The organism is Thauera sp. SDU_THAU2 (assembly GCF_038260575.1).
Taxonomy (GTDB): Bacteria; Pseudomonadota; Gammaproteobacteria; order Burkholderiales; family Rhodocyclaceae; genus Thauera.
Window position 1 is genome coordinate 2,940,074 of the sequence record NZ_JBBWUN010000003.1, and the last position, 13,299, is coordinate 2,953,372.

A 13,299-nucleotide genomic window follows, 5' to 3' on the forward strand; every position below is an offset into this window, starting at 1 on the left:
GGCCATGAAATGCCCTTTCTGCGCTGACCCCAACACCCAGGTCACCGATACGCGCGAGAACGAGGATGGCGACGTCGTCAGGCGCCGCCGCCGCTGTCCGAAATGCGACAAGCGCTTCACCACCTACGAGCGCATCGACCTCAAGATGCCGCACATCGTCAAGCGCAACGGCAGCCGCACCGAGTTCGATCACGACAAGCTGGCCGGCAGCATGAAGCTGGCGCTGCGCAAGCGCCCCGTCACCATCGATGCCGTCGACGCCGCAGTGGACCGCATCGAGGCCCGCCTGCTGTCGCTGGGCGAGCAGGAAGTACCGAGCGAGAAGATCGGCGAACTGGTGATGAAGGAGCTGAAGAAGCTCGACAAGGTCGCCTACATCCGCTTCGCTTCGGTTTATCGCAACTTCGCCGACGTGGATGAATTTTCCGAACTCATCCGCGAAGTGCAGCCCCGCTCCCGCCGCGGCAAGCCCGCCAAGCCCGAACTGGATTCCGGCCATGACCTTTTCGGCGGCTGACCATGCCGCCATGGCGCGCGCGCTGCAGCTCGCCGCGCTCGGCCTGAACACCACCGCCCCCAATCCGCGCGTCGGCTGCGTGCTGACGCGCGACGGCGCCGTCGTCGGCGAAGGCTGGCATCGCCGCGCCGGCGAGCCTCATGCCGAAATCCACGCGCTGCGCCAGGCGGGCGAAGCCGCGCGCGGCGCCACCGTCTACGTCACGCTCGAACCCTGCTCGCACCATGGCCGCACGCCGCCCTGCGCCGATGCCCTGGTCGAGGCCGGTGTCGCCCGCGTCGTCGTCGCCATGGACGATCCCAACCCGCTCGTCGCCGGACGCGGCCTGGCGCGCCTGCGCGCCGCCGGCATCGCCACCGAGCACGGCCTGCTGGAAGCCGAAGCGCGCGAACTGAACCTCGGCTTCGTCTCGCGCATGACCCGCGGCCGCCCCTGGCTGCGGCTCAAGGCGGCGGCCACGCTCGACGGCAAGACGGCACTGGAGAACGGTATCAGCCAGTGGATCACCGGCCCCGAGGCCCGCCGCGACGGCCACGCCTGGCGTGCGCGCGCCTGCGCGGTGCTGACCGGCATCGGCACGGTGAAGGAAGACGACCCGCAGCTCAATGTGCGCGAGGTCGCCTGCGAGCGCCAGCCGCTGCGCATCCTGGTCGATGCCCGGCTGGACGTATCGCCTGGCGCACGCATCCTGCAGGGTGAGCCGATCCTGATCGCCACCGCCAGCGAGGACGGCGCACGCATCGCCAGCCTGTCGGCCGCCGGGCACCGCTTGATCGTGCTGCCGAACGCCGCCGGCAAGGTCGACCTGCCGCGCCTGATGAGCGAGCTCGGCACGCTCGGCCTCAACGAAGTCCACGCCGAAGCCGGCTTCAAGCTCAATGGCTCGCTGCTGCGCGAAGGCTGCGTGGATGAGCTGCTGCTGTATCTGGCGCCGATGCTGGCCGGTGACGCCGCCCACGGCCTGTTCAATCTCGCCGCGCTGACGCGGCTGGAAGACGCCACCCGGCTCGACCTCCGCGACCTGCGCCAGCTCGGCCGCGACATCCGCATCCTCGCACGCCTGGCGACCGGTCTGCCGGCGAAGCGATAAGCGCATCGTGCCGCCTCGCCGTGCTGCGGCACGGCCTGCGGCCTCGGCCAGGTTTCAGCTACCGGATTCGCCGCCACAGACGGTACAGCCGGGGTCGCGGCCGAAGCCGATGCTGCGCCACTCCATCGCCAGACCGTCGAGCAGCAGCAGGCGCCCGACCAGCGGCGTGCCGCAGCCGATGATCAGCTTCAGCGCCTCGGCGGCCTGCGTCGTGCCGATCAGGCCGACGATCGGCGCGAACACGCCCATCACCGCGCAGCGCACTTCCTCGATGTCCTCGCCTTCCGGGAACAGGCAGTGATAGCAGGCCGCCTCCGGCCGCCGCAGGTCGAATACCGAGACCTGCCCGTCGAAGCGGATCGCGGCACCGGACACCAGCGGCTTGCGCAGCTTCACGCAGGCGCGGTTGACCGCATGGCGGGTGGCGAAATTGTCGCAGCAGTCCAGCACGACGTCGGCCGCCGCCACCTGCTCGTCCAGCACATCGCCATCGAGCCGCGCCTGCAGCGGCACGACCTCGGCGAGCGGGTTGAGGCGCTGCAGGCCGATCCGCGCCGATTCGACCTTGGGCCGGCCGACCGTCTCGGCCGAATGCAGGATCTGGCGCTGCAGGTTGGTGAGGTCGACGTCGTCGTCGTCGGCGATCACCAGCGAACCGACGCCGGCCGCGGCGAGATACATCGCCGCCGGCGAGCCGAGGCCGCCGGCACCGACGATGAGGACCTTCGCGCCGAGCAGCGCCTCCTGTCCCTCGACGCCGATTTCGGGCAACAGGATGTGGCGGCTGTAGCGCAGCAACTGATCGTCGTTCATGCGGCGGAGAATATGCGTGAAATGAGCGGGAACTCGCGCAGTCTATGCGGCGACCGGAGCCCGCCCGAGAAGGCGGGCACCCGGTACATTCCCACCGGAATCAGGGGCGCCCGGCCAGGGGCACCCGGCTAGGGGCGCCCGGCCAGGGGCACCCGGCTAGGGGCGCCCGGCTCAAGGGTGCCCGGTCAGGGCTTCGGCTCGGACGCCTTCTTGCCCTGGACGATCTGCAGGCCCTTGAGCAGGTTGATCGCCTGCTGTAGCTGGTGGTCGTCCTGGCCGGCAAGCTCGAAGCGCACCGGTTCGGCCTCGTCGGTAGCGCCGTCCTTCTGCCCGGCCTCCTTGGCCCTGAGCTCGGCCTCGGGATCCTTGTCGTTGCCCAGGTGGCCTTGCAGGTCGGCTTCGCGAAGCCGGCGGTTCGAGCCATTGGCGCTCTCCTCGACGACGATGTCGGGTTCGATGCCCTTGGCCTGGATCGAATGGCCGTTCGGCGTGTAGTAGCGCGCCGTGGTCAGCTTGATCGCGGTGCTGTTGTTGAGCGGCAGGATGGTCTGCACCGAGCCCTTGCCGAAAGTCTGCGTGCCCATCACGACGGCGCGCTTGTGGTCCTGCAGCGCGCCGGCGACGATCTCGGACGCGGAAGCCGAGCCGGCATTGACCAGCACGACCATCGGCACCTCCTTGATGCCCGCGGGCAGGCGGCGGAGGAAATCGTCGCGCGTGCCGCGCAGGTAGTCGTCCGGCATCGCGCGGTATTCACGCTTGGCATCCTCGGTGCGGCCGTCGGTGGATACCACCCTCGCCCCCAGCGGCAGGAAGGCAGCGGACACGCCCACCGCGCCATGCAGCAGGCCGCCCGGGTCGTTGCGCAGGTCGAGCACCAGTCCGGTGAGCGGCCCTTCGGCACTCAGCTTGTTCAGATGCTGGACCACCGATGCCGCGGTGTTCTCCTGGAACTGCGCGACGCGCAGGTAGCCATAGCCCGGCTCGACGAGCTTGGACTTGACGCTCTGCACCTTGATGACTTCACGCGTCAGCTTGAGCACGATCGGCCGCGATTCGCCCTTGCGCATGATCGTCAGTTCGATGGTGGTGTTGGGCTTGCCGCGCATGCGCTTCACCGCATCGTTCAGGCTCATGCCCTTCACCGGCGTGTCGTCGAGCTTGACGATCAGGTCGCCGGCCTGGACGCCGGCGCGGAAGGCAGGCGTGTCCTCGATCGGCGAGATGACCTTGACGAAGCCGTCTTCCATGCCAACCTCGATGCCCAGCCCGCCGAACTCGCCCTGCGTGCCGACCTGGAGTTCCTTGAAGGCTTCGCTGTCCAGGTAGGCCGAATGCGGATCGAGCCCCGACAGCATGCCGCTGATCGAATCGACGATCAGCTTCTTGTCCTCGACCGGCTCGACGTAACCCTGCTTGATCGCATTGAACACGTCGGCATAGGCGCGCAATTCCTCGACCGGCAGCGGCATCTGGGTCGTGCGGTCGGCGTTGGCGGAAAAATTGAGACTGAGCGCCACGCCGGCGAACACGCCGGTCATGACGAGGCCGAGCTGTTTCAGCTTGCTGCGCATGAGAACTCCATCGGGGAAGCGGCTCCTGCCCTTCGCACCGTTTGATCTAGTTGAGTCGCACCCACTGCATCGGGTCGAGCGGGCGGCCCTGATGGCGGAGTTCGAAGTATAAACCCGATTCTCCACCCCCTCCGCTGGTGCCCACGCTGGCGATCGCGTCGCCGCCGGACACCGCATCGCCCACTTCCTTCAGCAAGGTGTCGTTGTTGCCATACACGGTGAGGTAGTCGCCGCCATGGTCGATGATGATCAGATTGCCGTAGCCGCGCAACCAGTCCGAATACACGACCTCGCCCGTCGCGACCGCCTTGACGTCCGCTCCGGTGCCCGCCCGGATGAACACGCCTTTCCACGTCGTGCCACCTTCCGCCCTTGGAGCGCCGAAGCGGCCGACGAGTTCGCCGCGCACCGGAAAACGCAACTGGCCGCGAAGCTGGGCGAAGCGCACGCCGGTCGGCGTCGCCCCTGCACTGCTGCGCGCTTCGCCGACGACCGGCTCGGCGCGCCGTGCCGGCGGACGGGCCGCAGCGGACGGCGGCGCGGCATTCCCGGCCGCCTTCGCCTGGGCCGCCGCGGCGGCGGCACGTGCCTCGGCCGCGCGCTGTTCCGCCAGCTTCCTCGCTGCCTCGCGTGCGGCCGCTTCGCGGGCACGCTTGACCAGGGTGTCGATCACCTTCGCCAGGCGCTGCTCGTCCTCGCGCAAGGTCGCCACTTCGCGCTTCTGGCTCTGCAGCTGCTTCGAGATTTCGGCCAGCGCGGCCTTGCGCTGGAGCAGGCTGGCTTCGAGCTGCTTGCGCTGCTCGTGCTGCCGGGTTTCGAGCTCGGCCACGCGGTCCCGCCGGCGGCCGATTTCCTGCGCGCGCAGCTCGGTTTCGCGCAGATCGGCGCGCATGCGTTCGATCAGGCCCAGGCGGGCACGGCCGAGCTGTTCGAGATAATAGGCGTCGCGCGCGATCTGGTTCGGATCGCGCGCCGACAGCAGGGGCGCCACGCCATCCGCCGCACCATGCACGTAGTGCCGGCGCAGCCACTCGGCCAGCTCTCCGCGACGGGCATCGATGCGCGCGCCCGCCTGCTGCTGCTCCCGTTCCAGTTCGGCCAGCCGCGCATCGGCCTCGGCGCGCTCGCGCTGCAGCTGCAATACCCGGCGCTGCGCGCGCGACACTTCGCGCTCCGACTCGGTCAGCGCCTTTGCCGCATCGGAACGGTTCGCCTCGGTACGCGACATTTCCTGCTGCAGGTCGCGGATACGCTTCTTGAGGTCGTCGAGGTCCGAGCGCTTGTCGGCGATGTCGCCCGTGGCCTGTGCGCGAACGGCATTCGGCGCCACTGCCGACGCCAGCATGCAGCCAAGGACGAAAGCAGCCAGATAGCCACGGCCAGCGATACGCATGAAGCGAGAATTCCGATTCAAGGGAATGAGCGAAGTTGCAGGAAGAAAGCCGAACGAGGCCAAGGGGACACGAACGAAGAGCGGATCCGCGCCCGGCACGTTGCCGAGCGCGCAAGACGGAGACGCCTTATTTTATACTAGCGCTTTGCTCCGCCGGCCCTACCGTGAACAAAGACGACATCTTCACGCTCATCGACAAGAACGAGCACATAGAAACCGCCGCGCGCGCGCTCAAGGCAATCGCCCATCCGCTGCGCCTGAAGATTCTGTGCGTGCTCGGCGACGGCGAAGTCTGCGTGCAGGACATCGTCGATGCGGTGGGCACTTCGCAGAGCAACATCTCGCAGCATCTCGCCATCCTGCGCGACAAGGACGTGCTGCAGACGCGCAAGGACGCCAACCGCGTCTATTACCGCGTCGGCGATCCGCGCACGCTGCAGCTCATCGCGCTGATGCGCGAAGTGTTCTGCGGCGTCGATGACGAGCAAGGCTGATTTCCCTTCCCCTTACCGGAGCACCGTTTTTCGTGGAATTCCTGCAACAGAACTGGTATTGGGCGGCGCTGGCCGCCGCAAGCGGCAGCTGGCTGCTCGTCGACCTGGCACGCGGCCGAGGCGGCGGCGGCCAGCTTTCCCCGGTCGAAGCCACGATGCTGATCAACCGCGAAGACGCCGTCGTCATCGACGTGCGCGACCAGGGCGAATACGCCCAGGGCCACATTCCCAACGCCCGCCACATTCCCGCCGGCGACCTCGAGCGCCGCAGCGGCGAGCTGGACAAGTGGAAGAGCCATCCGCTGATCCTCTGCTGCGCCACCGGCACGCGCTCGACCTCGGCCGCCACGCAGTTGCGCAAGGCCGGCTTCGAGAAGGTCCTACAACCTGCGCGGCGGCATGATGGAATGGCAGAAGGCCGGCCAGCCTGTCAGCCGCAAGAGGAAATGAGCATGCCCGCCGCGATCCGCATGTACGCCACGGCCACCTGCCCCTACTGCATCCGCGCCGAACAGCTGCTGCGCAGCAAGGGCGTGACGCAGATCGACAAGATCCGCACCGATCTCGATCCCGCCCAGCGCGGGCGCATGATCGAGGAAACCGGGCGGCGCACGGTTCCGCAGATTTTCATTGGCGGCTACCATGTCGGCGGCTGTGACGACCTGATGGCGCTCAACCGCGCCGGCAAGCTCGAACCGATGCTGCGCGGCGAACCCGCCTGAGCCCTCCTTCCCGCAGTCCAATCCCCACTCACCGGATACCCATCCCATGTCTGAAAACACCCAACCCGTCTTCTCGATCGAAAAACTGTACGTCAAGGACCTGTCGGTCGAAGTGCCGGGTGCACCGCAGATCTACCTCGAACGCGAGGCGCCGAAAGTCAATGTGCAGCTCCGCACCGAAGGCAAGAACATCGACGACGGCGTCTTCGAGATCACGCTGACCGTCACCGTCTCCGCCACCATCGGCGAAGACCGCACGCTGTTCCTGGTGGAAGTGGCCCAGGCCGGCATCTTCCAGATCCGCAACGTGCCCGAAGCCGACCTCGAACCGGTGATGATGATCGGCTGCCCCAACATCCTCTTCCCCTATGCCCGCGAAGCCGTGTCGGACGCCGTCACCCGCGCCGGCTTCCAGCCCGTGCTGCTGTCGCCGGTCAACTTCGAGGCGCTGTACCAGTCGCAGCGCCAGCAGGCCGCCGCGCAGCAGGGCGAAACGCCGATCCAGTGACGAGGCCTGCCGCCATGACATCCCTGCGCCGCCCCATCCTGCCCCGCCTGATCACGATGCTCGCCGTACTCGCCGGCGTGGTGGCGGGGCCGGCGCTGGCGCAGGCGATCGAATTCCGCTCGCTGACCGAGCAGGCAATCCTGTACGACACCCCTTCGGAGCAGGGCAAGCGCCTGTTCATCCTGCGCTCCGGCACCCCGGTCGAAATCGTTATCAGGCTCGACAAGTGGGTCAAGGTGCGCGAGCCCGGCGGCTCCCTGAACTGGCTGGAAGGCCGCGTACTCTCCAATCGCCGCACCGTGCTCGTCGCCGCGGACCGCGCCGTCATCCGGCGTGAAGCCCGCGACGACGCGGCACCCAGCTTCGAAGCGGTGCGCAACGTCGTGCTCGACCTGGTCGAGCCGCCTTCGCTCGGCTGGGCCAAGGTGCGCCATCGGGACGGCGAGGAAGGCTACATCCGCATCAACGAGGTCTGGGGACTGTGACCGCCGCCGCCGACACGCAGCCCGGCCGCCGACGCATCGCCGTTTTCGGCGCGGGCGCATGGGGCACTGCGCTGGCCCAGGCCTTCAGTGCCGCCCATGAGGTATGCCTGTGGGGACGGGACGCGGAACACCTGCGGGCACTCGCCCTGACGCACGAGAACCGCCGCTATCTGCCGGACATCCGCCTCAGCGACACACTGCGCTTCGAAGCCGATTTCTCCCGTGCGGCACAAGGCGCCGATCTCCACCTGGTGGTCACGCCGCTGGCCGGCCTGCGGGACACCGCGCGCGCCCTCCACCGCCTGCAGCCCGGCACGCCGCTGCTGTGGGCATGCAAGGGGCTCGAAGCCGGAAGCGGGCGGCTGCCGCATGAAATCGTCACCGAAGAGCTCGGTGACGCGGCCACCAGCGGCGTGCTGACCGGCCCCAGCTTCGCCGCCGAGGTCGCGCGCGGCCTGCCGACCGCGATCACCCTCGCCGCCGCCGATGCGGCCTTCGCCCATCACTGGGTGGCGACCCTGCACCAGCCGCGCCTGCGCATCTACGCCAATACCGATGTCGTCGGCTGCGAGATCGGCGGTGCAGTCAAGAACGTCATGGCCATCGCCGCCGGCGTGTCGGACGGCATGGGTTTCGGCCTCAATGCCCGCGCCGCCCTGATCACCCGCGGCCTGGCCGAAATCTCCCGCCTCGCCGCCGCGCTGGGCGGCAACAGCGAAACGCTGATGGGCCTGACCGGCATGGGCGACCTGATCCTGACCTGCACCGGCAACCTCTCGCGCAACCGCCGCGTCGGCCTGGAGCTCGCCAAGGGCAGCACGCTGGCCGACATCCTGCGCGACCTCGGCCACGTTGCCGAAGGCGTCTCCACCGCGCGCGAAGTCGTCGGCCTGGCCCGGCGCCATGGCGTCGAGATGCCGATCTGCGAAGCGGTCGATGCGCTGCTGCATCACGGCCTCGATGCACGAACCGCAGTCGAGAAACTGTTGGCACGCGACCCGCGCCACGAATAGAGCGCCCAGCCCGAGACAACCCCGCCTGCAGCGCCCCGCTTAAAGCGGCCCTGCGTGAGGCAGCTCCGCCTGGGCAGCGCCGGCAAAGCCATGCTGGCGCCAGGCCTCATAGACCACCACCGCCACCGCATTCGACAGATTGACGCTGCGGTTGGTCGGCCGCATCGGAATGCGGATGCGCGCCTCGGGCTCGAAACCTGCCAGCAGTTCCGCCGGCAGGCCGCGGCTCTCCGGCCCGAACACGAACACGTCGCCTTCGCGGTAAGCCACAGCGTCGTGCCGCCGCACACCCCGGGTCGACAACGCGAAGAAGCGCCTCCTCCAGCGCCGCACGGCACTGCGCCCAATCCGGATGCACGGTGACGCAGGTCAGATCGTGATAGTCCAGCCCCGCGCGCGCCAGTTGCTTGTCGGACAGGTCGAAACCCAGCGGCTCGATCAGATGGAGGCGGCTGCCGCTATTGGCGGCGAGGCGAATGATGTTGCCGGTGTTGGGCGGAATCTCGGGCTGGTAGAGGACGATCTCGAACATCGGGACGGAAGTGGCGGACAGCGCCTTGCGCGCGAAGCCGGCACTGTAGCTCAGGCCGGTGCCGGCGTGCGGGCAACGACCAGATTCGTGACCCGCGCCGCGCCCTGCGCCTTCAGGCAGCGCGCCAGTTCGTCCAGCGTCGCCCCCGTGGTCATCACGTCATCGACCACCAGTACATGCAGGCCATCCAGTGCACGATCGCAGCGGAAGGCACCGGCCGGGCTCAGCAGGCGCTCTTCGCGGCTCAGCGAAGCCTGCGGCGGCGTGTCGCGCAGCTTGCGCACGCAGGCCAGTTCCATCGGCAAGGCCTGCTCGCGGGCCAGCGGCCGCGCAAGCTCCACCGCCTGGTTGAAGCCGCGTTCGGCCAGCCTGCGCGCATGCAAGGGCATCGGCAGGATGAAGTCGACATCGGCCGCGATCTGCTCGCCGAGCGTGCGCAGTTCGGCAGCGAGGAAAGTGGCCACGCTCAACTGGTGCCGATACTTGAGCGCAAGCACCAGCACATCGACCGGGAACACGTAGTCGAACAAGGCCAGCGTCGCATCGTAGGCCGGCGGCTGGCGCAGGCATTGTCCGCAGGGCCCGCCATCCAGCCCCGGCAGGGCGCAGACCGGGCACGCGCTGGGCGGCCGCCGCGGCATTTCGGCCAGGCAGGCCGCGCACACGCCGCACCCCTCCGCCGCCTCGCCGCAGACGAGGCAGTCCTGCGGCATCAGCACGTCCAGCACGCGGGCCAGCAGGCGGCGCAGGTCTCGAGTTCGGTTTGACAAGATTTTGATCAATGGCAGAACATTCGGGGTTCGCCATTACAGCCCCCGCCGCCGGAAATGACAATGACTTCGATCAAAGCCGAGCATGCAGCGCACCGACGCGGCACGGCCACCGCTCACGACGGCAAGGCCGCCGGCCTTGCTCGCCCGCGGAGCGCGCGATGAGCGAAACGGGCGGCAGCGACGCGAATTTCGCGCTCGACCACGGCCTGCTGCGCCGCCGCTTCGCCCGCGCCGCGGCGACGGCCGACGGCGCCGACGTCCTGGCGCGCGAAATCGCCCGCCGGATGGACGAGCGCCTCGACTACATCCGCATCGAGCCGAAGCGCGTGCTCGATCTCGGCTGCGGCACCGGCGCCGACCTGCCCCGCCTGGCGCAGCGCTTCCCTCAGGCCTGCGTGCTGGCGGCCGATTTCGCCGTGCCGATGCTGGCCCGCGCCGGCCAGCGCCTGCGCGGCGAAGCACCCGCACCCGGCCTGCTGCGCCGTCTGCTCGTCGGCAAGGCCGCACCGCCGCCCCACCTCGCCGCCGACGCCCGCCGCCTGCCCTTCGCCCGCGGCAGCCTCGGCCTGGTGTGGTCCAACCTGATGCTGCCGGCGCTGGACGATCCGCTGCCGGCCTTGCAGGAGATCCACCGCGCGCTGGAAGTCGGCGGCCTGCTGATGTTTTCCACCCTCGGCCCAGATTCGCTGCGCGAACTGCGCGACGCCCTGCCCCGCACGGCGGGCGAACGCGTGCACCGCTTCATCGACATGCACGACCTCGGCGACGCCCTCGTCAAGGCCGGCTTCGCCGACCCGGTGATGGACATGGAGATGCTGACGCTGACCTATGCCGAACTCGACGGCCTGCTGTCCGACCTGCGCGCCAGCGGCGCCGCCAATGCCGCCGTCGGCCGCCCGCGCGGCCTGTCCGGCCGCAGCGGCTGGGCACGGGCGCGCGCCGCCTACGAAGCCCTGCGCCGGGACGGACGGCTGCCCGCCACCTTCGAGATCATCCAGGGCCATGCCTGGAAAGCCGCGCCGAAGACCACCGAGGACGGCCGCAGCATCGTCCGCTTCCAGCCCCGGCCCACGCCGCGCTGAACCGACGTCGCCATGCCCAACCGTACCGTCTGGCTGTTCGACCTCGACAACACGCTGCACAACGCCAGCCCGCACATCTTTCCGCACATCAACCGCAGCATGACGGCTTATCTCGAACAGCACCTGTCGCTGTCCCCCGAGGACGCCAATGCCCTGCGGATGAACTACTGGCGCCGCTACGGCGCCACCCTGCTCGGCATGATGCGCCATCACGGCACCGACCCGGCGCACTTCCTGGTCGAGACCCATCGCTTCGATCGCCTGCACGAGATGATGGTGTTCGACCGCGCGCTGCGCGGCATGCTGCGCAAGCTGCCGGGCCGTCGCTTCGTGTTCTCGAACGCACCGCGCCACTACGCCCTGGCCGTGCTGGGGCTGATGGGCATCCACGAGCTGTTCGAGGACGTGATCGCCATCGAGGACCTGGAATACCACCCCAAGCCCGGCATCCGCGGCTACCGCAAGCTGCTGTCCTCGCGGCGCCTGGATCCGGCCCGCTGCGTGATGCTGGAAGATTCGGCCGTCAACCTGCGCACCGCGAAACGGCTGGGAATGCGCACCGTGCTGGTGAGCCGCAACCTGCGCACGCCGGCCTATGTGGATATGAAGCTGGCCTCCATCCTCGACCTTCGCCGCCAATACGGTCGGCTGCTCGGCGGACGACCGAACGCCTACTAGCCCGCTGCGGCAAGGCTGCGCCGCATGAACACCGCACCGGCACCGTAACCGTCGGGCAGGCTCAGGGCCTGCGGCACGAAGCCGAATCCGCGCCAGTAGGCCGCCGCATCGGCCAGCGCCACCAGGGTCAAGGCGCGGTGCCCGGCCTGCTCCGACCAGGCTCGAACCGTGCCGAACAGGGCACGGCCCACGCCCATGCCGCGGGCGCGCGGCGACACCGCGAGATCGTGCAGAAAACCGTGGTCCGCCTGCCCTGGCAGGCGGTCGATCAGCGCATGCAGCTGCGGTACGCCGGCCTGCCACGGATGGGCGAAGACATAACCGAACGCCTCACCGCCGCGCTCGGCCAGCCAGCAGGCTTCGGGCGCGAGGCTCAGCTTGCGTGCGAGCACCTCGGCGGACTCCTGGTAGGCGTCGCCATAGGCTTCGCGCTGGATGCGGAGCACGGCATCGAGATCGCTGCTCCGCATCGTCCGCAGCCCCACTGCGGGCAAGGCCGGAGCGCCCGGCACGATCACGCGCCGGCCTTCAGCCAGCGTGCGGCTTCCAGCGCGTAATAGGTCAGGATGCCATCGGCACCGGCACGCTTGAACGACAGCAAGGCTTCCAGTGCGCAGGCCCGGTCGTCGAGCCAGCCGTTGGCCGCAGCCGCCTTCAGCATCGCGTACTCGCCGCTGACCTGGTAGGCGTAGGTCGGCACCTGGAGTTCGTGCTTCACGCGGCGCACGATGTCGAGATAGGGCAGGCCGGGCTTGACCATGAACATGTCCGCCCCTTCGGCGATGTCGAGCGCCACTTCGCGCAAGGCCTCGTCGCTGTTCGCCGGATCCATCTGGTAGGAATACTTGTTGCCCTTGCCCAGGTTGCCCGCCGAGCCGACCGCGCTGCGGAAGGGGCCGTAGAAGCTGCTGGCGTACTTGGCGCTGTAGGCGAGGATGCGGGTATGGATGAAGCCGGCATCCTCGAGCGCGGCGCGGATGGTGCCGATGCGGCCGTCCATCATGTCGCTGGGCGACACCACGTCGGCGCCCGCCGCGGCATGCGACAGCGACTGCCTGACCAGCGCATCGACGGTTTCGTCGTTGAGGATGTAGCCGCTGTCGTCGGGCAGACCGTCCTGGCCGTGGGTGGTGTAGGGGTCGAGGGCGATGTCGGTGATGACGCCCAGCTCGGGGAAGCGCGCCTTCAGCGCACGGATCGCGCGCTGGACGATGCCGTCCTCGTCCCACGCGGCGGCGCCGTCCGCGGTCTTTGCCGCCGGATCGGGAACACCGAAGAGATCGACCGCCGGCACGCCGAGCTCGAGCGCCTGCTCGGCCACCTTCAGCAGTTCGTCGATCGACAGCCGCTCCACGCCGGGCATCGCCGCCACCGCCTCGCGGCCGGGCTTGTCATGCACGAACACCGGATAGATCAGGTCGTTGGCCGTCAGCACGTTCTCGCGCATCAGGCGACGGGAAAAATCGTCACGGCGCATGCGGCGCATGCGGGTGGAAGGGAAGGCTCCGGTCGGTCGCATCTGTGGATCTCGCTTGTCGGTTTCGAAACGGCCCGGGCCGGCGTGTCTGCGTGCGCCGGAAACACATGAAGTAACGCATTGGCAGCGGAACTTCCGGGCAAAGTGT

General features: G+C 68.8%; 15 protein-coding genes and 2 pseudogenes. 10 read left to right on the forward strand and 7 right to left on the reverse strand.

The window, feature by feature from the left end:
* The first annotated feature begins 4 nt into the window (after nt 1-4).
* The gene (gene nrdR, locus AAFL97_RS15385; RefSeq protein ID WP_263462554.1) at nt 5-517 is read left to right on the forward strand and encodes a transcriptional regulator NrdR; all 513 of its coding nucleotides are present in this window, start codon (nt 5-7) and stop codon (nt 515-517) included.
* On the forward strand, nt 498-1,607 hold the full coding sequence (gene ribD, locus AAFL97_RS15390) for a bifunctional diaminohydroxyphosphoribosylaminopyrimidine deaminase/5-amino-6-(5-phosphoribosylamino)uracil reductase RibD (protein ID WP_341645665.1): 1,110 nt from the start codon (nt 498-500) through the stop codon (nt 1,605-1,607). The genes nrdR and ribD overlap by 20 nt, the downstream gene beginning before the upstream one ends.
* A gap of 54 nt (nt 1,608-1,661) precedes the next feature.
* On the opposite strand, the gene AAFL97_RS15395 is transcribed toward ribD, so the two are convergent.
* The 3 genes from AAFL97_RS15395 to AAFL97_RS15405 form a co-directional block, all read right to left on the reverse strand.
* Nucleotides 1,662-2,420, reverse strand: a complete 759-nt coding sequence (locus tag AAFL97_RS15395; protein ID WP_341645666.1) for a HesA/MoeB/ThiF family protein — start codon at nt 2,418-2,420, stop codon at nt 1,662-1,664.
* A gap of 185 nt (nt 2,421-2,605) precedes the next feature.
* Entirely contained in the window at nt 2,606-3,994 is a 1,389-nt protein-coding gene (locus tag AAFL97_RS15400) for a S41 family peptidase (RefSeq protein WP_263462557.1), read from the reverse strand.
* A gap of 46 nt (nt 3,995-4,040) precedes the next feature.
* Complete coding sequence (locus AAFL97_RS15405; protein WP_341645667.1) at nt 4,041-5,387, reverse strand: murein hydrolase activator EnvC family protein; 1,347 nt, start codon at nt 5,385-5,387, stop codon at nt 4,041-4,043.
* A 164-nt stretch (nt 5,388-5,551) separates the two neighbouring features.
* Here AAFL97_RS15405 and AAFL97_RS15410 point away from each other — a divergent pair, with 164 nt between their 5' ends.
* The 6 genes and pseudogenes from AAFL97_RS15410 to AAFL97_RS15435 all read left to right on the forward strand — a co-directional run bounded on the left by AAFL97_RS15410 (nt 5,552) and on the right by AAFL97_RS15435 (nt 8,609).
* The gene (locus AAFL97_RS15410; RefSeq protein WP_068635587.1) at nt 5,552-5,881 is read left to right on the forward strand and encodes an ArsR/SmtB family transcription factor; all 330 of its coding nucleotides are present in this window, start codon (nt 5,552-5,554) and stop codon (nt 5,879-5,881) included.
* A 32-nt stretch (nt 5,882-5,913) separates the two neighbouring features.
* Nucleotides 5,914-6,331: pseudogene (locus AAFL97_RS15415) on the forward strand (rhodanese-like domain-containing protein).
* A 2-nt stretch (nt 6,332-6,333) separates the two neighbouring features.
* A complete protein-coding gene (gene grxC / locus AAFL97_RS15420) occupies nt 6,334-6,603 on the forward strand; it encodes a glutaredoxin 3 (protein ID WP_341645668.1) in 270 nt (89 codons plus the stop codon).
* Nucleotides 6,604-6,649: 46 nt separating this feature from the next.
* Nucleotides 6,650-7,111, forward strand: a complete 462-nt coding sequence (secB, locus tag AAFL97_RS15425; protein ID WP_263462561.1) for a protein-export chaperone SecB — start codon at nt 6,650-6,652, stop codon at nt 7,109-7,111.
* Nucleotides 7,112-7,125: 14 nt separating this feature from the next.
* Nucleotides 7,126-7,596 carry an SH3 domain-containing protein gene (locus AAFL97_RS15430; RefSeq protein WP_341645669.1) on the forward strand — a complete coding sequence of 157 codons (471 nt, stop codon included), beginning with the start codon at nt 7,126-7,128 and terminating at the stop codon, nt 7,594-7,596.
* On the forward strand, nt 7,593-8,609 hold the full coding sequence (locus AAFL97_RS15435; RefSeq protein ID WP_341645670.1) for an NAD(P)H-dependent glycerol-3-phosphate dehydrogenase: 1,017 nt from the start codon (nt 7,593-7,595) through the stop codon (nt 8,607-8,609). The genes AAFL97_RS15430 and AAFL97_RS15435 overlap by 4 nt, the downstream gene beginning before the upstream one ends.
* 39 nt (nt 8,610-8,648) lie before the next feature.
* Here AAFL97_RS15435 and AAFL97_RS15440 read toward each other — a convergent pair.
* Nucleotides 8,649-9,141: pseudogene (locus AAFL97_RS15440) on the reverse strand (tRNA (cytidine(34)-2'-O)-methyltransferase).
* A gap of 50 nt (nt 9,142-9,191) precedes the next feature.
* Nucleotides 9,192-9,911, reverse strand: a complete 720-nt coding sequence (locus tag AAFL97_RS15445) for a ComF family protein (protein WP_341645671.1) — start codon at nt 9,909-9,911, stop codon at nt 9,192-9,194.
* A 161-nt stretch (nt 9,912-10,072) separates the two neighbouring features.
* Here AAFL97_RS15445 and AAFL97_RS15450 point away from each other — a divergent pair, with 161 nt between their 5' ends.
* A complete protein-coding gene (locus AAFL97_RS15450; RefSeq protein WP_341645672.1) occupies nt 10,073-10,996 on the forward strand; it encodes a methyltransferase domain-containing protein in 924 nt (307 codons plus the stop codon).
* A 12-nt stretch (nt 10,997-11,008) separates the two neighbouring features.
* On the forward strand, nt 11,009-11,674 hold the full coding sequence (locus AAFL97_RS15455; RefSeq protein WP_341645673.1) for a pyrimidine 5'-nucleotidase: 666 nt from the start codon (nt 11,009-11,011) through the stop codon (nt 11,672-11,674).
* On the opposite strand, the gene AAFL97_RS15460 is transcribed toward AAFL97_RS15455, so the two are convergent.
* Complete coding sequence (locus AAFL97_RS15460; RefSeq protein WP_327084836.1) at nt 11,671-12,192, reverse strand: GNAT family N-acetyltransferase; 522 nt, start codon at nt 12,190-12,192, stop codon at nt 11,671-11,673. The genes AAFL97_RS15455 and AAFL97_RS15460 overlap by 4 nt on opposite strands.
* Entirely contained in the window at nt 12,189-13,193 is a 1,005-nt protein-coding gene (hemB, locus tag AAFL97_RS15465; RefSeq protein ID WP_263462568.1) for a porphobilinogen synthase, read from the reverse strand. The genes AAFL97_RS15460 and hemB overlap by 4 nt, the downstream gene beginning before the upstream one ends.
* Nucleotides 13,194-13,299: the final 106 nt, after the last annotated feature.